Origin of the sequence: Amycolatopsis sp., from assembly GCF_035546795.1 — a bacterium.
Taxonomy (GTDB): Bacteria; Actinomycetota; Actinomycetes; order Mycobacteriales; family Pseudonocardiaceae; genus Amycolatopsis_E.
This window is the reverse complement of record NZ_DASZWC010000024.1, coordinates 15,486-37,911: the sequence shown is the minus strand read 5'-3', so window position 1 is coordinate 37,911 and position 22,426 is coordinate 15,486. Positions and strand designations below refer to the sequence as shown.

Sequence of the window (22,426 nt, the reverse complement as noted above, 5' to 3'; positions counted from 1 at the left end):
TCCTCGGGTTTTCTCACTCAGACCTGGGCACCGGCCAGCGCAAGGCCCTTTTCGCTCACCGGAGCCGCGGACTTGCGCAGGTAGACCACCCAGGTCACGACGAAGCACAGGCCGTAGAAGACCAGGAAGCCGACGAACGCCGGCACCCCGCTCTTGGCGGCGCTGAACGCCTGCCGGAAGGCGACGTTGATCAGCACGCCACCGAAGGCGCCGATCGCACCCGCCAGCCCGATCAGCGCGCCGGAAAGCTTGCGCGCCCGCAGCAGCTCGGCCGTTTCGTCCGCACCGGCCGCGATCGCCGCCCGCGCCTTCGCCTTGAAGATCGACGGGATCATCTTGTAGGTCGAACCGTTGCCGACACCGGTCAGCACGAACAGCACCACGAACGCGGTCGTGAACAGCCCGAGCGACTTCACGTCCGACGCGATGACCAGCAGCACCGTCATCACGGCCATGCCGACGAAGTTCCAGAACGTCACCTTGCCGCCGCCGATCCGGTCCGCGAGCCAGCCGCCGGCCGGCCGGGACAGCGAACCCAGCAGCGGGCCGAGGAAGGTCACGGCCGCGGCCTGCAGCGGGGTGCGGCCGAACTGGTTCTGCAGCACCAGGCCGAAAGCGAAGCTGTAGCCGATGAACGAGCCGAAGGTGCCGATGTACAGGAACGACATCACCCAGCAGTGCGCGTCCTTCATCACCTCGCGCATGCCCTTGCGGTCATTGCGCACCGAAGAGATGTTGTCCATGAACAAGGCCGCGCAAGCCGCCGCGATGACGACCAGCGGGATGTAGACGGCGAGCATGATGCGGGGCGCCGACGTGCCGGCGGTGGCGATGATCAGCAGGCCGACCAGCTGCACGACCGCGACACCGAGGTTGCCGCCGCCCGCGTTGAGGCCCAGCGCCATGCCCTTGGCCTTCTCCGGGAAGAACGTGTTGATGTTCGTCATGGAGGAGGCGAAGTTCCCGCCGCCGAAGCCGCACAGGATGGCCAGAACCAGGAAGACGCCGAACGACGTGCCGGGCTTCATCACGAAGGCGGCGGTGATGGTCGGGATGAGCAACAGCAGCGCGCTGATGATCGTCCAGTTGCGGCCGCCGAACTTGGCCACCGCGAAGTTGTACGGGATCCGCATCCCGGAGCCGACCAGCGTCGCGGCCGAGGTGAGCAGGAACTTGTCACCGGCCGAGATGTGGTATGGGGTGCCCATGAACAGCACCATCACCGACATCAGGGACCAGATGGAGAACCCGATGTGCTCGGTGAGGATGGAGAACCACAGGTTCCGGTTGGCGATCTTCCTGCCGGTCGAGGCCCAGAAGCCCTCGTCCTCGGGATCCCAGTGCTCGATCCAGCCCCGGCGTTCGGTTGCGGTTGTCATCAGCTGCTCCTCGTTCAGGCAGTCGTCGCGAGCCAGTCCGCGATGCCGCACACGGCATCCCGGCAGCTGCCACATCCGGTGGTCGCTCTTGTCACGGAGGCGAGTTCGGTCACGTCCGTCGCTCCGGCACGGAATGCTTCGACCAGCCGTCCCTTGGTGACGGAATTGCACCGGCACACCACGGCGGCGGCGGGCAGGTCGGCCGGGCTCGAAGCGGTGGGCGCCCCGGCGGGCAGCGCGCGTCCTAACAGGACGGCCAGCCGGTCGGTGGGGACCGGGACACCTCGGTCGTAGAGCTGGGTGATGGTCGCGGCCGCGTCGGGTGCGCCGAGGAGGATCGCTCCGGTGACGCGGTCTTCGCGGATGACGAGTTTGGTGTAGCGGCCGCGGGTCGGGTCGGTCAGGCAGAGGACTTCGGCGTCCGGATCACTCACCTCGGTGTGGGCCTCGCCCAGGGCGGTGAGGTCGATGCCCCGTGCCTTGAGCTTGGTCACCACCTGGGTGCCGCGGTAACGCGCCGACACATCGGTGCCGGTGAGCAGGTCCGCGAGCACGGCGGCCTGTTGCCAGGCCGGTTCCACCAGTCCGGACACGGTGCCCGGATGCTGTGCGCAGTCGCCGATCGCGTGGATGCGCCCGTCGCTGGTGCGCAACGCGTCGTCGATCAGCACGCCACGGTCGATCTCCAGCCCCGCTCCGGCGGCCAGCGTGGTCTCGGCGCGGACCCCCGCGGACACCACGACAAGATCGGCGTGCACTTTGCTGCCGTCGTCGAGCTTCAGGCCGTCGCCGGGCAGGTAACGCGCGGCGCTGGTGCCCAACCGGAAGTCGATTCCGTGCGTACCAAGGGCTTTCGCCAGCACGCCGCCGGCGCCGGGGTCCAGCTGGCGTTCCATCACGTGGGTGGACGGGTGCACGACGGTGACGAGATTTCCGCGCCCGGCAAGGCCGCGTGCGGCTTCGAGGCCGAGCAGACCACCGCCGACCACGGCAACCGGGGCGCCGATCTTCGCGGCCTCGAGAATGCGGTCGCAGTCGTCGAGGGTGCGGAAGGTGACGACTCCCTCGGCGGGGCTGCCGTCTTCGCAGAGCAGCCCTTCGACCGGCGGCACCCAGGGCCTGCTGCCGGTGGCGAGCACCAGCGCGTCGTAGTCCACTCGTGACCCGTCGCTCAGCCCGACGCTCCGCCGCCCGCGGTCGATGGAGACAGCCGTGACGCCCGTGCGGAGATCGACGTTGCGCTGTGCCGCCCAGCCATCCTCGTGCAGGCGCACCATTTGCGGCGACATCGTCCCGGCCACGACAGCCGAGAGCAGCACCCGGTTGTAGGCGTGGTGCGTTTCCTCGCCGATGATCGTGAGGCGCACCCTGGCGCCTTCGGGGTCGCGCTGATGGATCTCGTCGGCCAGCCGCGCGCCTGCCATGCCGTAACCGAGCACGACCACTTCGCGGGGGCTCATCGCGCATCATCCTTCGCGAGGTTGACGGCACAGACCTTGAACTCGGGCATCCGGCTGGACGGGTCGAGCGCGGGGTTCGTAAGGAGGTTGGCGCGCTGCTTCCCACCGAAGTGGAACGGCAGGAACACCAGGTCCGCCCGCATCGACGAGATACAGCGGACGCGCGCGGTCGTCTCGCCACGGCGGGACGTCACGCGGGCCCAATCCCCGTTGGCGAGGCCGAACCGCGCCGCGGTGTCCGGATGGACCTCCACGTAGGCCTCCGGCACGACGTCGTTGAGCTCGTCCACCAGCCTGGTCTGCGCGCCGGACTGGTAGTGCTGGAGCACGCGGCCTGTGGTGGCCTGCAAGGGAAACTCGGCGTCCGGGGCCTCGGCGGGGCCACGGTGCTCGACCGGCACGAACCGGGCACGGCCGTCGGCGTGCGCGAAGCGGTCGAGGAACATCCGTGGCGTGCCAGGGTGTTCGGCGCCCGGAACCGGCCAGTACAGCGCCTCTCCCGCGCGGAGCCGGTCGTAGCTGATCCCCGAGTAGTCGGCGAGACCGCCACGGGAAGCCACGCGGAGTTCGGCGAACACGGTCTCGGCGTCGGCCGGGAACCGGTGCGCGGGCTGCCCGAGCCGCGTCGCGAGTCCATTGAGGACGAACAGGTCGGTGCGCACCCCGGCAGGCGGGTCGACCGCGCGGCGGCGCAGCAGTACCCGGCCTTCGAGGCTGGTCATGGTGCCGTCTTCCTCGGCCCACTGCGTGACCGGCAGCACGACGTCGGCCATCGCGGCGGTCTCCGAGAGCACCAGATCCGCCACGACCAGAAGATCCAGTGAGGACAAGCGGTCCGCGACATGCCCGGCGCGGGGCGCGGAAACGACCACGTTGCTGCCGAACACCAGCAGCGCCTTCGGGCCGGTCTCGGTGCCCAGCGCGTCGAGCAGCTCGTAGGCCGACCGGCCGGGGCCGGGCAACGATTCGGCGGGCACGCCCCACACCCCGGCGACGTACTCGCGCGCGGCGGGGTCGTCGAGCTTGCGGTAGCCCGGCAGCTGGTCGGCCTTCTGTCCGTGTTCACGACCGCCCTGGCCGTTGCCCTGCCCGGTGAGACAGCCGTAGCCCGAGCCCGCGCGGCCGGGAAGCCCCAGCGCCAGCGCGAGGTTGATCCACGCGCTCACCGTGTCCGAACCGCTGGCGTGCTGCTCGGTGCCGCGCGCCGTCAGGATGTAGGCATTGCGCGCGTTGGCCAGCAGCGCGGCCGCCCGGCGCTGGTCCGCGGCCGAGACCCCGGTGACCCGCTCCACACGCTCCGGCCACCACCGCGACACGATCCGCCACACGGCGTCGAACCCGCGGGTGCGTTCGTCCACATAGGACCAGTTGAACAGCCCGTCGGCCACCACCGCGTGCAGGATTCCCAATGCCAGCGCCATGTCCGTGCCCGGCGCGGGCGCCAGGTGCAGGCTGCCCTGTTCGGCGGTCGGGGTGCGGCGTGGGTCGACCACGACGAGCCCGCCGGCGTCGATCGCGCGGCGCAGGTGCTGCATGAACGGCGGCATCGTCTCGGCCGGGTTCGAACCCACCAGCAGGATCGCGTCCGCGTCCGCCAGGTCGGTGAGCGGGAACGGCATCCCGCGGTCCAGCCCGAACGCCTTGTTACCGGCGGCCGCCGCCGAGGACATGCAGAACCGGCCGTTGTAGTCCACCTGCGACGTGCCGAGCGCGACGCGCGCGAACTTGCCGAGCAGGTAAGCTTTTTCGTTGGTGAGACCGCCGCCGCCGAAGATCGCGGCCGCGTCGGCACCGTGCTCCGCCTGGATTTCCGTGAGCCGCCGGGCGATGAGATCAAGCGCGTCGTCCCAGCTCGCCGGGACGAGTTCGCCGTCCACCCGGATCAGCGGGGAGGTCAGCCGTGCGGGCGAACCGAGCAGACTGCCCGAAGTCCAGCCCTTCTGGCACAGGCCACCGCCGTTCGTGGGAAATTCGCGGGGCGCTACGGTGTGGCCGGTCACAGTCATGCCGCACTGCAGCGCGCAGTAAGGACAATGCGTGGCCACTTCGAGCTTCGGTTCCGCCGTGAGTGTCATGCATCCTCCTTCCGGCAACGGCTTTTGACGGTAAGGAGGGCGTGTTACCCGAAAATGCCCGAATGTTTCAGGCGTTTGACATTGCTCGGAATTTACCCGGCGTGCATGGTGAGAAGTCGCTGATCAGAGCAGTTCGCTGACCCAGGCGGCCGCGGCGCGCAGCCCGTCCAGGGCCGACGCGGTGGCACGGGGGTCGAGCGCGTTGCCCGCGAGCCGGAACAGCACGGCCCGCAACAGCAACTGCGGCCACTCGGGCAGATGTGACCAGCGCCGCAAGAATTCCAGATCCGCGTCGCCCCAGGAAACGGCGTCGACCGCGGCGATCGCGACGCCCCATTCGGCCGGGCGGTAGTACGGCTCGAAGTCGACGATCCCGGGTGGGGACGGTCCGTCGAACAGGACGGTGCCGAAGAGGTCGCCGGGGACGACCTGATCCGGCAGCCGCACGGGTCTTCGCGCCACCGCGAGCACCTCGAACCAGCGCCCGCCCTTCGCCTCGTCCACGGGCACGTCGGCCTCGCCCCACGCGATCCGGTCCGCCACCGCGCCGGCATCGGTGCGCTTGGCCAGAAAGGCCGGCTTGGGCAGATCCGCCGTCGCGTGCGCGAGTTTCAGCGCCGCCAGCATGATCTGGTCGTGCCGGTGCTCGGGCTGGCCGGGCAGGAACCGGCTGGCCGACCAGCCACCGATCACCCAGCGGCCGTCGGTGGTGCGCACCGGCCGGGCTATCCGCAGATCAGGAACGTCGATCTTGGCCAGCGTGCCGGCCAGCCACACCGCGTGCGCCCTGTCCCGAACCGGTTTGACCACCAGATCGCCCACGCGCCACGCGGAACTGCCACGCAGGCGCTCGGGCACCGCTTCCTGTGCGCCGAACGCCCCCAGCACCCGCTGCGGAACGCTCACCTCGGACGACACCCACCGAGGCTACCTTTTCCGGGGGACAAGAATGGCCGGCTTTCGCGGTCAGTGCCCGCGAAAACCGGCCATCGATGACGATCAGTACGTCGGCAGCGACTTGTCGATCTGGTTGGCCCAGGCCAGCACGCCGCCACCGAGGTGCGTGGCGTCCTTGAACCCGGCACGGTGCAGCGCGGCCAGCGCCTCCGCGGACCGGGCGCCGGACTTGCAGTGCAACACGATCGGCTTGTCCTGCGGCAGTTCCGCCAGCGCCTCGCCGGAGAGGATCCGGTCCTTCGGGATCAGCTTGGCGCCCTTGATGTTCACGATCTCGTACTCGTGCGGCTCACGAACGTCGATCAGGGCGAAGTCCTCGCCCGCGTCGAACTTGGCCTTCAGCTCGGCCGGGGTGATGGTGTGGCCGGCCGCGGCATCCTGCGCGTCGTCCGAGACGACCCCGCAGAACGCTTCGTAGTCGATCAGCTCGGTGATCTTCGGGGTCTCCGGATCCTTGCGGATCTTGACCTCGCGGTACTTCATCTCCAGCGCGTCGTAGCTGATCAGACGGCCCAGCAGCGGCTCACCGATGCCCGTGATGAGCTTGATCGCCTCGGTCACCATGATCGAACCGATGGACGCGCACAGCACGCCGAGGACACCACCCTCGGCGCACGAGGGCACCATCCCGGGCGGCGGGGCCTCCGGGTACAGGTCGCGGTAGTTGAGGCCGCGGCCGTCGGGCGCGTTCTCCCAGAACACGCTGACCTGGCCCTCGAACCGGAAGATCGAGCCCCACACGTAGGGCTTGTCCAGGAGCACGGCGGCGTCGTTGACCAGGTACCGGGTGGCGAAGTTGTCCGTGCCGTCCAGGATCAGGTCGTAGCCCGCGAAGACGTCCAGCGCGTTCGCCGTGGTCAGCTGCTCGGTGTGCAGCACGACGTTGACGAACGGGTTGATCTCGGCGATCGACTCCTTGGCCGACACCGCCTTCGGCTTGCCGACGTCGGACACGCCGTGGATCACCTGGCGCTGCAGGTTCGACTCGTCCACCACGTCGAAATCGATCACGCCGAGCGTGCCGACCCCGGCCGCGGCCAGGTAGAGCAGCGCCGGGCTGCCGAGGCCACCGGCACCGATGACCAGCACTTTGGCGTTCTTGAGCCGCTTCTGCCCGTCCATCCCGACATCCGGGATGATCAGGTGCCGGCTGTACCGGGCCACCTCTTCCTTGGTGAGCTCGGCGGCCGGCTCCACGAGCGGCGGCAGCGTGCCTGACATCGGCTCCTCCATACTCCAGCGGTCCGCGTTGTCGCGAGGTCCAGTATCCACAACGCGCACGGCGTGTGGAGTCTTCCCGGTGTCCCAGTAAGTGGACCGCGCTAACCGCGCGGCGCGGTATCCCCGAGATTCAGCACCGGCCAGGCGTTCGGCTTGCACACCTTGTGGTCGGCCTGCACCGCGTTCCGGTTGTACTGGTCCACCGAGTTCAGCTGCGCCACGTAGTCGTTGTTCACGCCGAAGGTCTGCTGCATCATCACCGGCGCCAGCGCGCCGTTTTCCTGGCAGCCGACGTGCCCGTTGCCCAGCGCGTGCCCGACTTCGTGGTTGATGGCGTACTGCCGGTAGGTCACCATGTCCGACCCGAACGCCAGCGCCCCGCGCACCCAGCGGGCCAGGTTGATGATCACCCGGTGGTCGAAACTCTTGGTGTAGCAGGAAGTCGGGAACGGGATGTCGAACCCGCACACGTCGGCCCGCTTGGCGGTGTCCGGCGTGGTGAGGCTCACCCGGAAGTCCGGGTCCGGGTAGCTCGCGTCCACCCGCTGCAGCGCGACCTTGCCGGTACCGATCCAGCTCTGCGGGCTGGACAGGATGCCCTCGACGGTGCCGGCCCAGGCGTCGTCCCCGGTGTAGCTGGACGGGTCGATGCCGTTCTCCACCTCGACCGTGTAGTGGTAGAACTTCGTGCCGTTCCCGACCTTCTTGCCGCTCGTGCCGTCCTTGGCCAGCGGCACCACGTGGTAGGTACCGGTGCCGCTCTGGGTGAAGGCGGTGCCGTCGGGCAGCGGCGCGGTCGGGATGTTCAGGTTCACCGGCGCTGCGGGCTGCTCGGCGGGCCCGCTGTCGCCGCCGGACGACTCGGAGGCCGCGTTCGTCGCCTGCTGCGGACCTTCGTGCACGGTGTTGAACAGCACCAGGGCGGTGATGACCACGAGGATCGGCAGCGCGTACACCCGCCAGCCATAGGCCTTCGTGACCTTCCGCACGCGGCTGCGCTCGCGACGCGCCTCGCGCGCCTGCCTCGCGTCCTGATCGAGCTGCGCCGGGGTCGCGGGCTTCCACGACGCGCTGAGCGGCTCGGCGCTCGTCCGCCGGCGGCCCGGGCGGTAGCGGTCTTCACCCCCGCTTTTCGCGGAGGCGGCGGAACGGCGAGGCCGTGCCGGAGCCTCGTTTTCCACGCCGTTCGTCGCCCGATTCACGCGCCCAGGGTGCCATAGGTGCGGGGGCGGTCGCCTGCCGACCACCTGCTGCCCGGGTGAAACTCTGTCAGCCCGGCAAGGTCACCACGCATTCGCCGCAACCCGCTCCCACATGCCCAAAACCGCCTTCGCTACGGCAACCGGACGTTCCATCTGCGCCACGTGCCCGGTGCGCGGCAGCACGAGCAAACGCCCCTTTCGCAGGACCCTCGCGGTGCGCCCGGCGCGGCGCACCGAAATCACCCGGTCCTCGGTACCCCACACGACCAGCGAGGGCGCCGAGACCAACGGCGCGATCGCCCACAACGACGCCGGCCCACGGGCGAACCAGGTGCGGAAGATGCCCATCGTGCTCTGCGCCATCGCGGTGTTGGCCCACTTCAGCCCGATCCGCGCGGAATGCTCCTCGGTCAGCTCGTCGAGCCGGTGCCGCGGGAACGCGTCCGGATCGGCGAAACACAGCCGGATCACCTGCTCGGCCCGCTCCCGCGGCCCGTAGGACGCCAGCTTGCGGCGCGCCCGGCGGCCGATCAGCGGCAGGTACGCGAGCGCCATCAGCGGATCCGACAACCGCCGCGGATCCGGCCTGCGGTCGGGCATCGCGGGCGAGATGACTGTGAGAGTGCGCACGAGTTCCGGTCGCCGCGCGGCGACCAGCAGGGTCACCGCACCGCCCATCGAGTTGCCGACGAGGTGCACCGGCCCGGCGTCCAGGCCCTCGACGAACGCGGCGAGCTGCGCGGCGTGCGAGTCGAGGCTGAAGTCGAAGTCGGCCAGCGGTTCGGACATGCCGAACCCGGGCAGGTCGACCGAGATCCCGTTGGCGAACGGCGACAGCAGCGCCGCGAGATCGGTCCAGTTGGTGGCCGAGCCACCGAGTCCGTGCACGTAGACGGCGGTGCTCTCGGCGTTCCCAGGCGTGCGCCGGACATGCAGGCTCACCCCGCCCGAGGTCTCCACCGCGCCCGGCCACGGCGGCCGCGTGGGGTCGAGTTCGGGCAGGGCGGTGTCCGAAAGCGGGACGTGCGTGACCGGCGCTCGCCTGCCGGAGGCCGGTTCACCGGTGGCTGGGATCGTGTCCGTCATCAACCCAGAATGCACATCGTCCCCGGGGCTTGGCGACTTCTTGGTACCGACGAGTAATCTCGAACGGGTTGAACCGGGAGGAAGAGCATGACGGAGACCGCGCACGCACAGCAGCGAGGTGTGCGACTGCCGCGCACCGAGCGGCGGGCACAGTTGCTCGCGGCCGCTCAGCGCGTGTTCTCGGCGAACGGGTACCACGCCGCCGCGATGGACGAGATCGCCGAGCAGGCGGGTGTCTCCAAGCCCGTGCTGTACCAGCACTTCCCCGGCAAGCTGGATCTCTACATCGCGCTGCTGGAAAGCCACGTCGACGAGCTCGTCGGCCGGGTGCAGGAGGCGCTGGCGTCCACCACCGACAACAAGCTGCGCGTGCAGGCCGCGGTCGGGGCCTTCTTCGACTTCGTGAACAACGACGCGGGCGCCTTCCGGATGGTCTTCGAGTCCGACCTGCGCGGCGAGCCCGCGGTGCAGGAAGCGGTGGACAGGGCCACGTCGGCCAGCGTCGACGCGATCACCGAGACGATCACCGCGGACGCGGGCCTGGACGAGGCGAAGGCGCGGCTGCTCGCGGTCGGCCTGGTCGGCCTCAGCCAGGTGAGCGCCCGGTTCTGGCTGGCGCACCACAGCACGATGAGCCGTGAGGACGCGGTCGCGCTCACCGCGACGCTGGCCTGGCGCGGGATCGGCGCCGGTTTTCCCTTGCAGCAGCCCGGAAAGTGAACGGCCGAGTGCTCGCCCCCCTGGCGAGCACTCGGCCGTCCCCCTGCCCGGCGACCTCCGCCCGAAAGTCGCCGCGTCTCTCAGCTGAGCAGCCGGCGCAGCCGCGCGGCCACGCCCTGACTGCGTTCGTAGGTCAGCTCGTGCCCGGCGCCCGGGAACAGCACGAACTCCGCCTCCGGCAGCTCCTGCGCGATCACCTTCGCGTGCGGCACCGGAGTGAGCCGGTCGCGGTCGCCGACCAGCACCGCGCATCGCTTGTCCTTCAACACGGCCAGCGCCGCCCGCCGGTCGTGCTTCGACATCGAATCCCGGAATCCGCCGACACTGCTGGGATGTGCGCGCAGGAACTGCGCCGTCATCGCCCGCACATCGGCGCGCCGCGCCTTGCGCCCGAACGCCAGCCACTTCGTCGCCGGCCGCGCGAGCACCGCCGGAATCGGCAGGAATTCCTTGCCGTAGTGGGAAAGCATCTGCCCGAGGCGCTTGTCCACGCGGATCGCCGCGCGCCCGGCCCGGCCGCGCAGGCCGAGGGTGAGCTTGTCCATGTTGGAGCACGAAGTGGCGATCAACGCGACCGCGTCGACCCGCTCGGAAACCAGTTCGGGATACCGTTCGGCCAGCGCCATCACGGTCATCCCGCCCATCGAATGCCCGGCCAGCACGAGCCTGCCCTCGGGTGCCCGGTCCGCGATCAGCTCCGCGAGGTCGTCGGCCAGCTGCGCCAGCGTCGCCGTCCCCGGCGCCGCCGGGCCTGAACCGCCGTGCCCGCGGTGGTCGTACCGCAGCACCGCCACGTCGGGCGGCAGCAGCGGCAGGATCGGGTCCCATTCGGTGTGGTCCTGTGTCCACGCGTGCACCAGCACGAGCGTCTTCGCGGCCTGCCGCGGCCCCGAGGTCCGCACGAACAGGGCCGTGCCGTCGGAAGTGCGGAAGCGGTTCCCGCTCCGGAGTTCGGTCGCGGTCATCGCGCGATCAGGAAGGACTTGCGCCACAGCCGCATACCGGGCGCGCCGACCAGGCCGGCCTCGGTCAGGAAGGCCATGATGCGCTCCCCGGACCAGCGGATGGTCTCGTGGAAGTGGGGGTTGGCCATCGCGGCCTCCCACGCCTCGCGCGGGCGCAGGCCCACCGCCTTGTAGACGGCCGGGTTGATCAGGCTGCGGGTGATCGCGAAGCTCACCGTCGCGATCAGCCAGCGCTGGTAGGGCAGCTCGGCCTTGGAAAGCTTCGCCATGCCCCGGGTGACCTCCTCCCGTGCGAACGTGACATGCCGCGCCTCTTCCAGCACGTGGATCCGGTTGATCATGCGCACCAACGGCTGGATGTTCTCGTCGGCCATACTTTCGCGCTGGATGCGGTCCAGGATCTCCTCGGCGACCAGGATCGAGCCGTAGAGCGCGGGACCGTAGCCGATGACGGGCAGCAGTTTGCCCAGCTGGTGCACGATCTTGACCGGGCCGTAGGCCGGGGCGCCGACTCGTTCGACGGAGCGCGCGAACATCGTGGAGTGCCGGCATTCGTCGGCGATTTCGGTCAGCGCGTACTGCGCGTGCCGCGAAGTCGGGTCGGAGTTGTAGACCTCCTTGAGCAGCAGCTGCATCAACAGGACTTCGAAGAAGATGCCGTTGCTGGCGATGCTGGCGAGCTCGTGCTTGCCCAGCTCCAGGCGCTGTTCCGGCGAGAGTTTGCCCCACAGGTGCGTGCCGTAGAGCGAGCAGCGGTGCTCGGGCTGATACGGCTTGCCCTCAGGCAGCGGCGCTGCCCAGTCGACGTCGACCTCGGGGTCGTAGAACTTGTTGGCCGAGGACTTCAGCAACCGGTCGGCGGTCCTTTCCCGCCCCGGTTCGAGTGCCCGCGTCATTGCGCCTCCCGATTGCATGTAACTTCGGGTAACAGTTACCTTTGGTAGCATGAGCGCCGTGACGGATCGTGTCAAGCGGGGCAAGGCCCCCAAGGCGGGCGAACCCGCGACCGGCGACGCACGGCGGGACCGGTGGCGCAAGCACCGGGTCGCCCGCCGCGCGGAGTTCGTCGAAGCCGCGCTCAAGGCGCTCGACGAACACGGCCCCGACCTCGCGATGGAGGACGTGGCGGTGGCCGCCGGGGTGACAAAACCGGTGCTGTACCGGCATTTCGCGGACAAGGCGGACCTCTACGTCGCGCTCGGCCAGCGCGGTACCGAACTGCTGTTCTCGCGGCTGGTCCCGGCGATCAACGCGGAGCTGGCGCCGGTGCCGCGGATCCGGATGGCGCTGGACGCGTTCTTCGGCGTGATCGAGGAGCATCCCAACCTCTACCGCCTGCTGGCGCGCGGCTCGTTCGACAAACCCATCGACGCCGACGTGGTCGCGGAGGACAAGGAACTCATCGCGACGGCGCTGTCCGCGCTGCTCGGCGACTACATGCGGATGTTCGAGATGGACTCCGGCGCCGCCGAGCCGTGGGCATACGGGATCGTCGGGATGGTCCAGAACACCGGGGAATGGTGGCTGGAACGGCGCTCGATGAGCCGCGACAGCGTGGTGGAGTACCTCACCCAGATCATCTGGGCCGCGATCGACGGGCTGTGCCGGCAGCGCGGCGTCGTCATCGACCCGAACCTGCCGCTGGAAGAGAACAAGGTCGTCCTGTTGTCGGCGGCCCCGGACCACACGGAGGGCACAGATGTCGGCTGACGGCGAAGACGGCTACACCGGCCGCGCGAAGCTGCTCGTGGACGGCAGCGAGTTCGACGTGGAAGTCGAGCTGCGCGGCCATTTCCAGCCGATCGACGGCTACTACCGCTGGTACGGCCGGATCATCCGGCACGCCGCGCTGGACGAGCTCGTCGGCGGCCGCAAGAAGAACGCGGAACTGCGCACCCCGGAGGGCTCGGCACACGGCGAGATCTCCGACCCCGATCCGTGGGGCCGCTACCGCATCCTGGGCAGCAGCACGCCGCCGTTCAAGGTCCCGACCTCGCTCGCGGAGATCGCCGCGAGCTGAGCAGCGTCCCGCAAAACGCGACAAGGGGTGTCCGCCACCGGCGAACACCCCTTGCCCGGAAATCCCCGGGAACTACGCCCCGACGGCGAACCCGACCTTGCGCACGTCCGTCGGCGCGATCTCCACGTACGCGATCCGGTCGGACGGGATGAGGAACTTGCGCCCCTTCTCGTCGGTCAGGCGGAACACGCCGTCGGCGGCCTTCAGCGCGTCGGCGACCAGCGCCTCGACCTCCTCGGCCGACTGGCCACTGGACACCACCAGCTCGCGGGGGGTGTCCTTGATGCCGATCTTGACCTCCACGTGCGACCTCCGCCTAGTCCTTATTGCCAAGTCCTGCGTGCTCAAGGCTAACCGAGCCCGAGCTTCTGCATCCGTTTGGTGTGCCCCTGCTGCAACCGGCGGAACAGCCCCGCGATTCCCGAGAGATCCCCCGAACCGGACACGATCAGCTCGGCCAGCCCGTCACGTTCGGCGACGACGTACTGGGCCTGGGTGAGCGCTTCGCCGAGCAGCCGGCGCCCCCACAACGCGAGCCGGTCCTTCGCCTTCGGGTCCGCCTGGATCCCGGCCGCGACCTCCCGCTCGGCGAACGCCGAATGCCCGGTGTCGGCCAGCACGGTGAGCACGAGATCCTTTGTCTCCTCGTCCAGCCAGCTGCCCACCTCGCGGTAGAGGTCGGCGGCCAGCCCGTCCCCGACGTAGGCCTTGACCAGCGATTCCAGCCAGGACTTCGGTGCCGTGGACGCGTGCCAGGCGTCCACGTGGTCGACGAAGGGCGACATCGCGTCCTCGACCGCGACCCCATGTTCGGCGAGGTAGCGCGCCAGCTGGTCGTAGTGCCCGATCTCGGCGGCGGCCATCGACGCCAGCGCGGCCCGGCCGGCCAGCGTGGGCGCGGTGCGGGCGTCCTCGGCCATCCGGTCGAACGCGGAAAGCTCCCCGTAGGCGATGACGCCGAGCAGGTCCACGACGCCTTCACTGATCTCTCGTGTCACGGTCGGCAAGCCTAGCCGCAGCTGGAAGAGACCAATCCCACGTGGACACGCCGGACCGAAATGCTGAGGCCAGGTGACCTGCCGCTACACTTGATGCTGTATAGACGAAAGCTTCCGCTCCGGGCCGTCGCGTCCCGCCCTGAGGCACAGTGCCTCTCACCTGGGAGAACAGAACCACCGGACGCGTTGTGGAGTGGACTGCGAGCCGCAGGAGTTGCGGTTCACGAACAACACAGTGTGCGTGCACGCCTCTTGTTCGGCATTCCCGCGAACCCAGTGTCCCGCGGTCGAGTGCCAGGACCCGACCAGGCCGTGTGCGCTGGTATGAGAGAGGCGATCACACTGACCGCGAGCACTTCCGACAACCGAACAGATACCGACCCGGTGGCCCTGGAGCACAGCGAAAGCGGGCTGCCGGCCGCCGACACCTCGCACCCGCTGCAGGCGGGCGTCGAGGTCGAGGACGAGAACCCCACCTTCGCCGAGTTCGGCGTCCGCCCGGAGATCGTCCGCGCGCTGAACGAAGCGGGCATCGAGCGCACCTTCGCGATCCAGGCGCTGACCCTGCCGCTGGCGATGGCCGGCGAGGACGTCATCGGCCAGGCCCGCACCGGCATGGGCAAGACGCTGGGCTTCGGCGTCCCGCTGCTGCAGCGCATCACCACCCCGGGCGACGGCACGCCGCAGGCGCTCGTCGTGGTGCCCACCCGTGAGCTGTGCCTGCAAGTGGCGCACGACCTGACCGACGCCGGCAAACACCTCGGCGTGCGCACGCTGGCGATCTACGGCGGCCGCCCCTACGAGCAGCAGACCGACGCGCTGCGCAAGGGCGTGGAGCTGGTCATCGGCACCCCGGGCCGGCTGCTGGACCTGGCCGAGCAGCGCCATCTGGTGCTGGGCAAGGTCGGCGCGCTGGTGCTGGACGAGGCCGACGAAATGCTCGACCTCGGCTTCCTGCCCGACATCGAGCGCATCCTGAGCATGGTCCCCGACGAGCGGCAGACGATGCTGTTCTCGGCCACCATGCCGGGGCCGATCATCACGCTGGCCCGCACCTTCCTGAACCGCCCCACGCACATCCGCGCCGAGGAGAACGACGCCGGCGCGATCCACGAGCGCACCACCCAGTTCGTCTACCGGGCGCATTCGCTGGACAAGCCCGAGCTGGTCGCCCGCGTGCTGCAGGCCGCGGACCGCGGTCTGACGATGGTGTTCACCCGCACCAAGCGCACCGCGCAGAAGGTGGCCGACGACCTCGCCGAGCGCGGGTTCGCCGCCGCCGCGGTGCATGGCGACCTCGGCCAGGGCGCCCGTGAACAGGCGCTGCGCGCCTTCCGCTCCGGCAAGATCGACGTGCTGGTCGCCACCGACGTCGCCGCGCGCGGTATCGACGTGGACGACGTCACGCACGTGATCAACTACCAGACCCCGGACGACGAGAAGACGTACGTGCACCGCATCGGCCGCACCGGCCGCGCCGGCAAGACGGGCGTCGCGATCACCCTCGTCGACTGGGACGAGGAAGCGCGCTGGAAGCTGATCTCCGACACGCTCGGCCTCGACATCCCGGATCCGGTCGAGACGTACTCCACCTCGAAGCACCTGTTCAGCGACCTCGGCATCCCGGAGGACGCAACCGGCAGGCTGCCGCTGGGCAAGCGGACCCGCGCCGGGCTGGCCGCCGAGCCGGAGGAGAAGATGGGCGGCCGCAAGCCCCGCTCCGCCGACTCCGCCGCCACCCGCAACCGCAAGCGCCGCCGCACCCGCGGTGGCGCGGCGTCGGCCGAGGCGATCGAGGCGGCCGACAAGGCCAAGGAGAACGCGGACGAGGACAAACCGCGCCGCCGTCGCACCCGCGGCAGCGAGAGCGCGCCGACAGCGGAGCGCGGCGAGACGGGTGAGAACCCCGAGCGTCCCGCTCGCCGCCGTCGCCGCCGCCGTGCGGGCGTCGCGGTAAACGCAGCTGATACACCGGCTTCGGCAGACTGAACGGAAGCAGCCGAAACCCGGGAGACAAGATCAGGTGAGCGAGCCCGAGGAACCGTCGGAACACGGTGCGGGGCCGGAGCCGTCCGCGCGCGGGCGGCATCGCCGTCCGCAGGACGACTCGGAGGCCACCCAGATCATCGGGGTGGAAGACGTGCTGGCCGGCGCGACCATCGCGACCGGCCCGCCGCAACGCCACACCTTGCCCAAACGGGACCGGCGTTCGCCGTGGAACCGGCCCCGGGACAGGGCGATAGCCGCGATCATCGCCGTGATCGCGGTGGCGACCGGGGTGCTGGTCTGGGCGGGCAGCGAAAGCCGCGCCACCGTGTCGGAAACCGCCGAGCCCGGTCCTGCGCTTCCTGCCGCTCCGGCGGCCGTGCCCGCCACGCTCAGCGAGCTGTGGCAGGCGCCCAGCGGCGCCACTCCGGCCCCGGTCGCGGCGAACGCTTCGGTGATCAGCGCGTCCGGCGGCGAGGTCGTGGGGCGGGATCCGCTGACCGGACAGATCCGCTGGCGTTATTCGCGTGACCTGCAGTTGTGCACAGTGGGCGAAGCGTGGTCCGGGGCGGTGGCGTTGTACCGCAAGGACGGCGTGAACAACGAGACCGGCTGCGGTGAGGTCGTCGCGCTGGACGCCGACACCGGGCACCGCACGGCGCAACGCACCGGCAGCGCGCAGGTCGGCACCCGCCTGGTCACCGACGGCACCTACGTGACGGCGTCCGGGCCGACGCTGCTCAACACCTGGCGGGACGACCTGGTCGAGACGGCCGAGTACGGCAAGGTCCCGGCGCTGGTGAACCCGGACAAGCAGCCCCGGGTCGGCTGCACGTACGGCTCCGTGACGATGGCCGCCAGCCGCGTCGGCGTGATCGAGCGCTGCCCGGGAGACCCGGGTGACAGGCTCACGGTCTACCGCGCGGTACCGAAGGAATCCGACTCCCCGCAGGTGAACTACAGCCAGCTGCTGCCGGGCACCACCGGCCGCATCGTGGCGATGTCGGGTGACTACACCGCGGTGGCCATGGCCAAGGAGCGGCAGTTGGTGTTGTTCGGTTCGGAGGGCAACCAGGTCGCCACCTACCCGCTGGACGTGCCGGCCGAGGATCTGGCGAAGGATCCCGTCGGCGGGGTTCCGGTCACCTCCACCACGGCGGCGAACGTCTACTGGTTCTCCGGTACCAAGCTGCTGGCCATGTCCCGGGACAATCTGACTCCTAAATGGACACTCAGCTCGGCGCTCGGGCCCGGGGTGCTGTTCGACCACCAGCTGGTGGTGCCGATCCAGGGCGGGCTCGCCGTGCTGAACGAGTCGGACGGTTCGACCATCCGCACGATCGGCGTGGACCGGCACGGCTACACCGGCCCGGTCCGGCTCGCCGCGCTCGGCCCGGTGCTGTTGGAACAGCGCGGGGACACCCTGGTCGCGCTGAAATGACCGGCCAGCTCTTCGCGCACGGCGCCGAACGCGTCGAACTGCCCGGCCGGGTCGCCGCCCTGCGCACCGCGCCGGCCGAGGTGATCGTGTTGCTGGTGCCGGGCTACACCGGGTCCAAAGAGGACTTCGCGCCGATACTGGGCGGGATCGCCGAAGGCGGTTTGCAGGCGGTGTCCGTGGATCTGCCCGGCCAGTTCGAGTCGCCGGGCCCCGACGACGAGTCGGCCTATCGGCCCGCGCCGCTGGGCAAGGTGGTCGCCGGACTGGTGGAGTTTCTTGCCCGCCAAGGGAAGCCGGTCATCCTGCTCGGACACTCCTACGGCGGACTGGTCGCCAGGGCTGCCGTGCTCGCGGGTGCGCCGATCGCCGGGCTGACCTTGCTGGACAGCGGCCCGTCGGCGCTGCCCGAAGGCCCACGGCGGCAAGCACTCGGGCTCGGGGAGCCGCTGCTCCGGGAGCGGGGACTGGTGGCCGCATATGCCGTGCGCGAGGAGATGAGCGCGCGTTTTCCTTCGTGGGTAAGGCTTCCCGTCGAGCTGAAGGACTTCTTCCGGCACCGGTTCACGTCTTCGAGTCCCTTCGGGCTGCTCGGGATGGCCGACGGGCTGCGCCACGAGCCGGACCTGGTGGCCGAGCTGGCCGCCGCGCTCGGGGACAAGCCCCGCCTGGTCGTGGCCGGCGAGGGTGACGACGCCTGGAGCGTCGAGTCGCAACGCGACATGGCGGCGCGGCTGGCAGCCCCGTTCGCACTCGTACCGAACGCCGCGCACTCCCCCAACACCGAGAACCCGTTGGGGCTGCTGGAAGTCCTGCTACCCGCCTGGCGCTCCTGGCTCTAGTACCACCAGAAAAGCGACAACGCCAATGCGGCGATCACCACGACCAGCACCCCGGCGATCCCGGCCAACCGCCCTTGCCTGCGGTCCGCGATCCGCTGCGCCGCCATCGCGAGCGCGGCCGCGATCGGGTGGGCGATCAGGTAAGCAGCCTCAGGGCCGGGCGCGTCGAGCGGCCAGCAGATCAACCCGGCACCGAGCACGATCACCGCGAGCACCACGAGCCCGGCCGCGAGCGAGCCGGTGAACCCGCGCCACCAACGGCCGAGCCTGGCGTGCCGCGGACGTTCGACGGCCAACTCCTCGGTCTCCGAGCCGGTACTCACGGCGCAAGCAGCTCCCAGGACTTCATCGGCGGCGCCGCCTGCTGCCCGATCGGGCAGCTCGGCCGGAAGTCGCACCACGAACAGCGTGCGCCAATCTGTGCCGGGAACAGCTCCTCGCCGTCCCCGCCGGCAGCCAGCGTATCCGTCGCGAGGCGCAGATCTTCGGCCGTTTCCTCCGCGCGGGTGAGATGACGTCGCAGCGTTTCGTCGGTGTGCTCGGCCGCCGCAATCGTCCCGGTCGGCAGATGATGCAGTTCGACGCGATGACACGGGCGGCGAAGCGTGCGCGCGGCGGCGACGGCGTACATGGCCAGCGCCTGTGAGCTGCGCGCCTCGTACTCGTCGGGCTGTCGCTTACCGGTCTTGTAGTCGATGATCACCAGTTCGCCGTGACGCTCGTCGATCCGGTCCGCCCGGCCCTCGATGATCATCGAGGGCGGTTTGCCCGGCTCCGGGTTCACCGGCGCGGAAACCCAGCGCTCCAGCCCGATCGGCGTCGGCGAGACGTCGTTGTGCTCGACATACTCCATGACCCACGCCTTCGCCCGCGCCCGGTAGCGCGCGGCCTGCTCAGCGTCGGCGAACCCGGCGTCCTGCCAGTGCTCGCTCAACAGCGCGGCGGCCCGCTCCGGCGTGCGGCGCTCCGGTTCGAGGTCGAACAGGGCGCGCAAAGCGTTGTGCACCACCGCGCCGAGCGTGCTGTGCGCCCACGGGCCGGTGCGCACGGGCGTCGGCCGGTCCACATAGTTGAGCCGGTAGCGCCGCGGGCAGTCGGCGAAGGTGGCCAGCCGCGCCGGGCTGACCTTGGTCAGCCTGCGTGGCTCGACGGCGAATTCGAACCCCAGTTGTTCCACCACGCCCCCACCGTACTCAGCCACCCGCGATGAACCCGCGCACGGAGTTGGCGATCAGCTGGACCGCGATCGCGGCGAGCAGCAGACCGGCGATCTTGGCCAGCAACAGGATTCCGCTTTCCCTGATCAGCCGGATGACGAGACCCGAGTACCGCATGCACACGTAGATCACCAGATGCACGGCCACGATCGCCAGTGCCAGCGCGACGTACGCGCCGAGATGCCCGGACGCCTGCTTGACGAACACGATGGTCGCCGCGATCGCGCCGGGACCGGCGAGCAGGGGCGTGCCCAGCGGCACCAGCGCCACGTTGACGTCCTCGACCGCTTCCGGCTGGGTGCCCCGGCCGGTGAGCAGGTCCAGCGCGATGAGCAGCAGGAGCAGCCCGCCCGCGCCCTGCAACGCCGGGATCCCGATGCCGAGGTAGGTCAGGATCGCCTGCCCCGCGACGGCGAACAGCGAGATCACCAGCAGCGAGACCAGCACCGCCTGCCGCGCCGCCTGCGCCCGCGCCGCCGGTGATTTGCGGCCGACCAGGCTCAGGAACACCGGCACCGTGCCCGGCGGGTCCATGATCACGACGAGCGTGATCGTCGCTTCCAGGAAGACACCGGCGTCGAACAGCCCCGACACGCGCTCAGCCGACCGCGATCTGCGCGCCGGACGCCTTGTCCAGCAACGCTTCGAGCTGTTCGGGATCGGTGGTCTCGGCGCCGATCGGGATCATCTTGTTGGTCCCGTGGTAGTCACTGGAACCGGTCTGCACGAGCCCGAGCTGACGGGCGAGGTCACGCAGCAGTTCGCGATCGGCCTTCTCGTGGTTCGGGTGATCCACCTCGATGCCGGTCAGCCCGTGCTCGGCGAGCTTGACGATGGTCTCGATGGACACCACCCGGCCGCGGCTGCGCGCCAGCGGATGCGCGAACACGGTGACGCCGCCGGCCGCCGCGATCATCTCGATCGCGTCCTCGACCGGCGTGTCGTGCCGCGGCACGTAGTAGCCGCGCCCGGAGCCGAGGTACTCGGCGAACGCCTGGTCCACCGTGGTGACCAGGCCGGCCCGGATCAGTGCCTGCGCCAGGTGTGGGCGCCCGGCCGGGGAATCCGGGGGCAGCAGGCTGAGCAGCTCGTCCGCGTCGATCGGCAGGCCGTCCGCGGCCATCCCTCGGGCCATCGCGTAGAGCCGCTCACGACGTTCGACGCGCAGCCGGCGCTGCTCGGTGACGATCGCGGTCGCGGCCGGGTCGAACAGGTATCCCAGCAGGTGGACGCTGATCCCGCGGCCGGGGTCGTGCTCGCTCACGCAGGACAGCTCGGCGCCCGGCACGAGGGTGAGCCCGGCGGGCAACGCCGCGGTGGCCTCTTCCCAGCCGGCGGTGGTGTCGTGATCGGTCAGTGCGACGACGTCCAGCCCGGCCGCGGCCGCCACGGCGACCAGTTCGGCCGGACTGTCGGTGCCGTCGGACACCGTCGAATGGGTGTGCAGATCTATGCGCATCGAACCCATTCTGACGTATGCGACGGAAAGCCCAGGCAGGACGGCCTGTCTGGGCTTGCGTGACGACTGAAAACGCTTCCTTAACCGACCATCTTCTTGCCGCGCGCCAAGCGCTGGGCCTTGATCATCGAGAAGCGCTCGCTCTGCTTCTGCTTGTCGCCGAAGACGAGCTCGGAGATGGTGTCGTAGAACTCCTCCGGCTTCGGGAGGAAGTCGATCCGGTTCAGCGCCTGGATCTGGCCAGCCGACTCCACGACCACCGTGCCGTAGCCGAACAACCGGCCCCAGGCGGTGCGCTCGTAGGTCAGGTCGGTGACCTTGCTGATCGGCATCATCGCGACCTTGGTGGTGAAGACCCCGCTGGTCAGCACGAACCGTTTGTCCGTGACCACGAGGCGCTCGACCCACCACTCCATCACCTTGAAGGCGAAGATGAGGACCACGACCAGCGCCGCGTACCAGAGGATGTTCTGCACGACGTACAGCGACGGCGGCAGCAGGTAGGAGACCATCACGCAGATCGCGAGCAGCGCGACGGCCTCGAACACATCCCACGCCAGTACGGCCCAGTGCCTGCGGACCCGGACCACCCGCCGCTCGGTGTCGAGCAGGTACTCGTCTGGGTCGCGGGGGGCGAACATGCCCTCAGCCTAGGAGTTGAACACGTTGCTGACGAAGGTGATCACCGCTTCGGCCGAACTGCGCAGCCAGTCGATGATGTTGCCGACCAGGCTCGCCGCGTTACCCGGCTGGGCAATCACGAAGAACAGGACCAACGCGATACCCACCAGCCCGGCTATCTTCTTCGCGTTCACTACGATCAATCCCGTCTCTTGCTCCGGCATCGGTCAAGCTCACCAGTAACGTTGTACCGCACTGCGCACCGTTACGGGAGAAAAGTCCCGCGCTTGGGTCAGTGTCCAGTCGTGATCGTACCGCACGGCTACTCTCCGTGTACACCTCGCCGGGATACCCTGGGCAAATGGCTTTCGTGCGCTGCGTCGGTGGTGTATTGCACGACCCGGCGGGCAGGCTGCTCGTGATCCGACGGGGCCACGATCCGGGCGCCGGCCTATGGTCGCTGCCGGGCGGGCGGGTCGAGCGCGGAGAGAGCGACACCGAGGCCGTGGTTCGCGAAATGCGCGAGGAAACCGGCCTTGACGTGCGGCCGGGCGAGCTGGCCGGGATGGTCGTGCGCGGGCGGTACGAGATCTTCGACTACGTGTGCGAGGTCGTCGGGGGCGAGTTGCGCGCCGGTGACGACGCGGCGGACGCGCGCTGGGTGAATTCGGCGGATTTCGCGAGTTTGGCGCTCACCGACGGGTTGGTGGACACGCTCCGCGACTGGAACCGGTTGCCGCGTTGCTGACCGTCGCGCGGGTCCACCTGGAAACCGGCGGC

The 22,426-nt window shown here is 69.7% G+C and carries 24 protein-coding genes; 7 read left to right on the top strand and 17 right to left on the bottom strand.

Annotation, left to right across the window (positions count from 1 at the left end; genetic code table 11):
• Window positions 1-17: 17 nt before the first annotated feature.
• From VHD82_RS15905 to VHD82_RS15875, 7 genes are all read right to left on the bottom strand, one after another.
• Complete coding sequence (locus tag VHD82_RS15905; RefSeq protein ID WP_325703493.1) at window positions 18-1,379, bottom strand: nitrate/nitrite transporter; 1,362 nt, start codon at window positions 1,377-1,379, stop codon at window positions 18-20.
• Between the two features lie 14 nt (window positions 1,380-1,393).
• The gene (locus VHD82_RS15900) at window positions 1,394-2,839 is read right to left on the bottom strand and encodes an FAD-dependent oxidoreductase (protein ID WP_325703490.1); all 1,446 of its coding nucleotides are present in this window, start codon (window positions 2,837-2,839) and stop codon (window positions 1,394-1,396) included.
• Window positions 2,836-4,914: a molybdopterin oxidoreductase family protein gene (locus VHD82_RS15895; protein WP_325703487.1), complete on the bottom strand. Its 2,079-nt coding sequence runs from the start codon at window positions 4,912-4,914 to the stop codon at window positions 2,836-2,838. The genes VHD82_RS15900 and VHD82_RS15895 overlap by 4 nt, the downstream gene beginning before the upstream one ends.
• 123 nt (window positions 4,915-5,037) lie before the next feature.
• Complete coding sequence (locus VHD82_RS15890; RefSeq protein ID WP_414637521.1) at window positions 5,038-5,832, bottom strand: TIGR02569 family protein; 795 nt, start codon at window positions 5,830-5,832, stop codon at window positions 5,038-5,040.
• Between the two features lie 81 nt (window positions 5,833-5,913).
• Entirely contained in the window at window positions 5,914-7,092 is a 1,179-nt protein-coding gene (gene moeZ, locus VHD82_RS15885) for an adenylyltransferase/sulfurtransferase MoeZ (protein WP_325703485.1), read from the bottom strand.
• 101 nt (window positions 7,093-7,193) lie between these two features.
• A complete protein-coding gene (locus VHD82_RS15880; protein ID WP_414637520.1) occupies window positions 7,194-8,294 on the bottom strand; it encodes a DUF3152 domain-containing protein in 1,101 nt (366 codons plus the stop codon).
• A gap of 81 nt (window positions 8,295-8,375) precedes the next feature.
• Window positions 8,376-9,380: an alpha/beta fold hydrolase gene (locus VHD82_RS15875; protein WP_325703482.1), complete on the bottom strand. Its 1,005-nt coding sequence runs from the start codon at window positions 9,378-9,380 to the stop codon at window positions 8,376-8,378.
• 87 nt (window positions 9,381-9,467) lie between these two features.
• Here VHD82_RS15875 and VHD82_RS15870 point away from each other — a divergent pair, with 87 nt between their 5' ends.
• Window positions 9,468-10,100 (top strand): TetR/AcrR family transcriptional regulator, encoded by a 633-nt coding sequence (locus VHD82_RS15870; RefSeq protein ID WP_325703480.1) that lies wholly within the window; start codon window positions 9,468-9,470, stop codon window positions 10,098-10,100.
• An 80-nt stretch (window positions 10,101-10,180) separates the two neighbouring features.
• On the opposite strand, the gene VHD82_RS15865 is transcribed toward VHD82_RS15870, so the two are convergent.
• Together VHD82_RS15865 and VHD82_RS15860 are read right to left on the bottom strand one after the other, a co-directional pair.
• Complete coding sequence (locus VHD82_RS15865) at window positions 10,181-11,065, bottom strand: alpha/beta fold hydrolase (protein WP_325703475.1); 885 nt, start codon at window positions 11,063-11,065, stop codon at window positions 10,181-10,183.
• Window positions 11,062-11,961, bottom strand: coding sequence for a diiron oxygenase (locus VHD82_RS15860; RefSeq protein WP_325703472.1), 900 nt, complete (start codon window positions 11,959-11,961; stop codon window positions 11,062-11,064). The genes VHD82_RS15865 and VHD82_RS15860 overlap by 4 nt, the downstream gene beginning before the upstream one ends.
• Window positions 11,962-12,010: 49 nt before the next feature.
• On the opposite strand from VHD82_RS15860, the gene VHD82_RS15855 reads away from it, so the two are divergent.
• Both VHD82_RS15855 and VHD82_RS15850 read left to right on the top strand, forming a co-directional pair.
• Complete coding sequence (locus VHD82_RS15855; protein ID WP_325703470.1) at window positions 12,011-12,775, top strand: TetR/AcrR family transcriptional regulator; 765 nt, start codon at window positions 12,011-12,013, stop codon at window positions 12,773-12,775.
• Window positions 12,765-13,085 (top strand): DUF4873 domain-containing protein, encoded by a 321-nt coding sequence (locus VHD82_RS15850; RefSeq protein ID WP_325703467.1) that lies wholly within the window; start codon window positions 12,765-12,767, stop codon window positions 13,083-13,085. Before VHD82_RS15855 ends, VHD82_RS15850 begins: the two co-directional genes overlap by 11 nt.
• 72 nt (window positions 13,086-13,157) lie before the next feature.
• On the opposite strand, the gene VHD82_RS15845 is transcribed toward VHD82_RS15850, so the two are convergent.
• Both VHD82_RS15845 and VHD82_RS15840 read right to left on the bottom strand, forming a co-directional pair.
• Entirely contained in the window at window positions 13,158-13,388 is a 231-nt protein-coding gene (locus VHD82_RS15845) for a DUF3107 domain-containing protein (protein WP_325703464.1), read from the bottom strand.
• A gap of 47 nt (window positions 13,389-13,435) precedes the next feature.
• Window positions 13,436-14,083 carry a ferritin-like fold-containing protein gene (locus VHD82_RS15840; protein WP_325703461.1) on the bottom strand — a complete coding sequence of 216 codons (648 nt, stop codon included), beginning with the start codon at window positions 14,081-14,083 and terminating at the stop codon, window positions 13,436-13,438.
• A gap of 324 nt (window positions 14,084-14,407) precedes the next feature.
• Between VHD82_RS15840 and VHD82_RS15835 the strand changes: the two genes are divergently transcribed.
• Genes VHD82_RS15835 through VHD82_RS15825 form a run of 3 tightly spaced genes read left to right on the top strand, consistent with a single transcriptional unit; the run spans window position 14,408 to window position 18,349 of the window.
• Window positions 14,408-16,072, top strand: coding sequence for a DEAD/DEAH box helicase (locus VHD82_RS15835; RefSeq protein ID WP_325703458.1), 1,665 nt, complete (start codon window positions 14,408-14,410; stop codon window positions 16,070-16,072).
• A 34-nt stretch (window positions 16,073-16,106) separates the two neighbouring features.
• On the top strand, window positions 16,107-17,510 hold the full coding sequence (locus VHD82_RS15830; RefSeq protein WP_325703455.1) for a hypothetical protein: 1,404 nt from the start codon (window positions 16,107-16,109) through the stop codon (window positions 17,508-17,510).
• Window positions 17,507-18,349 carry an alpha/beta hydrolase gene (locus VHD82_RS15825; protein ID WP_325703452.1) on the top strand — a complete coding sequence of 281 codons (843 nt, stop codon included), beginning with the start codon at window positions 17,507-17,509 and terminating at the stop codon, window positions 18,347-18,349. The genes VHD82_RS15830 and VHD82_RS15825 overlap by 4 nt, the downstream gene beginning before the upstream one ends.
• Here VHD82_RS15825 and VHD82_RS15820 read toward each other — a convergent pair.
• The 6 genes from VHD82_RS15820 to VHD82_RS15795 all read right to left on the bottom strand — a co-directional run bounded on the left by VHD82_RS15820 (window position 18,346) and on the right by VHD82_RS15795 (window position 21,870).
• Window positions 18,346-18,672: a hypothetical protein gene (locus VHD82_RS15820; RefSeq protein WP_325703449.1), complete on the bottom strand. Its 327-nt coding sequence runs from the start codon at window positions 18,670-18,672 to the stop codon at window positions 18,346-18,348. The genes VHD82_RS15825 and VHD82_RS15820 overlap by 4 nt on opposite strands.
• Window positions 18,669-19,526: a PD-(D/E)XK nuclease family protein gene (locus VHD82_RS15815; protein ID WP_325703735.1), complete on the bottom strand. Its 858-nt coding sequence runs from the start codon at window positions 19,524-19,526 to the stop codon at window positions 18,669-18,671. Before VHD82_RS15815 ends, VHD82_RS15820 begins: the two co-directional genes overlap by 4 nt.
• Before the next feature lie 16 nt (window positions 19,527-19,542).
• Window positions 19,543-20,160: a MarC family protein gene (locus VHD82_RS15810; protein WP_325703446.1), complete on the bottom strand. Its 618-nt coding sequence runs from the start codon at window positions 20,158-20,160 to the stop codon at window positions 19,543-19,545.
• A 4-nt stretch (window positions 20,161-20,164) separates the two neighbouring features.
• Window positions 20,165-21,034, bottom strand: coding sequence for a PHP domain-containing protein (locus tag VHD82_RS15805; protein WP_325703443.1), 870 nt, complete (start codon window positions 21,032-21,034; stop codon window positions 20,165-20,167).
• Between the two features lie 71 nt (window positions 21,035-21,105).
• Window positions 21,106-21,666, bottom strand: coding sequence for a PH domain-containing protein (locus VHD82_RS15800; RefSeq protein WP_325703440.1), 561 nt, complete (start codon window positions 21,664-21,666; stop codon window positions 21,106-21,108).
• A gap of 9 nt (window positions 21,667-21,675) precedes the next feature.
• Window positions 21,676-21,870 (bottom strand): hypothetical protein, encoded by a 195-nt coding sequence (locus tag VHD82_RS15795; protein ID WP_166462959.1) that lies wholly within the window; start codon window positions 21,868-21,870, stop codon window positions 21,676-21,678.
• A 137-nt stretch (window positions 21,871-22,007) separates the two neighbouring features.
• Here VHD82_RS15795 and VHD82_RS15790 point away from each other — a divergent pair, with 137 nt between their 5' ends.
• Window positions 22,008-22,394 (top strand): NUDIX hydrolase, encoded by a 387-nt coding sequence (locus tag VHD82_RS15790; protein ID WP_325703437.1) that lies wholly within the window; start codon window positions 22,008-22,010, stop codon window positions 22,392-22,394.
• Window positions 22,395-22,426 lie beyond the last annotated feature (32 nt).

Excerpts from the sequence above, each read along its gene's own strand:
- VHD82_RS15805 (WP_325703443.1), bottom strand. The coding sequence starts at position 21,034 with ATGGGTTCGATGCGCATAGATCTGCACACCCATTCGACGGTGTCCGAC.
- VHD82_RS15895 (WP_325703487.1), bottom strand. The coding sequence starts at position 4,914 with ATGACACTCACGGCGGAACCGAAGCTCGAAGTGGCCACGCATTGTCCT.
- VHD82_RS15905 (WP_325703493.1), bottom strand. The coding sequence starts at position 1,379 with ATGACAACCGCAACCGAACGCCGGGGCTGGATCGAGCACTGGGATCCC.
- VHD82_RS15790 (WP_325703437.1), top strand. The coding sequence starts at position 22,008 with ATGGCTTTCGTGCGCTGCGTCGGTGGTGTATTGCACGACCCGGCGGGC.
- VHD82_RS15835 (WP_325703458.1), top strand. The coding sequence starts at position 14,408 with ATGAGAGAGGCGATCACACTGACCGCGAGCACTTCCGACAACCGAACA.
- VHD82_RS15855 (WP_325703470.1), top strand. The coding sequence starts at position 12,011 with ATGAGCGCCGTGACGGATCGTGTCAAGCGGGGCAAGGCCCCCAAGGCG.
- VHD82_RS15850 (WP_325703467.1), top strand. The coding sequence starts at position 12,765 with ATGTCGGCTGACGGCGAAGACGGCTACACCGGCCGCGCGAAGCTGCTC.
- moeZ (WP_325703485.1), bottom strand. The coding sequence starts at position 7,092 with ATGTCAGGCACGCTGCCGCCGCTCGTGGAGCCGGCCGCCGAGCTCACC.
- VHD82_RS15860 (WP_325703472.1), bottom strand. The coding sequence starts at position 11,961 with ATGACGCGGGCACTCGAACCGGGGCGGGAAAGGACCGCCGACCGGTTG.
- VHD82_RS15825 (WP_325703452.1), top strand. The coding sequence starts at position 17,507 with ATGACCGGCCAGCTCTTCGCGCACGGCGCCGAACGCGTCGAACTGCCC.
- VHD82_RS15875 (WP_325703482.1), bottom strand. The coding sequence starts at position 9,380 with ATGACGGACACGATCCCAGCCACCGGTGAACCGGCCTCCGGCAGGCGA.
- VHD82_RS15800 (WP_325703440.1), bottom strand. The coding sequence starts at position 21,666 with ATGTTCGCCCCCCGCGACCCAGACGAGTACCTGCTCGACACCGAGCGG.
- VHD82_RS15900 (WP_325703490.1), bottom strand. The coding sequence starts at position 2,839 with ATGAGCCCCCGCGAAGTGGTCGTGCTCGGTTACGGCATGGCAGGCGCG.
- VHD82_RS15865 (WP_325703475.1), bottom strand. The coding sequence starts at position 11,065 with ATGACCGCGACCGAACTCCGGAGCGGGAACCGCTTCCGCACTTCCGAC.
- VHD82_RS15870 (WP_325703480.1), top strand. The coding sequence starts at position 9,468 with ATGACGGAGACCGCGCACGCACAGCAGCGAGGTGTGCGACTGCCGCGC.
- VHD82_RS15795 (WP_166462959.1), bottom strand. The coding sequence starts at position 21,870 with ATGCCGGAGCAAGAGACGGGATTGATCGTAGTGAACGCGAAGAAGATA.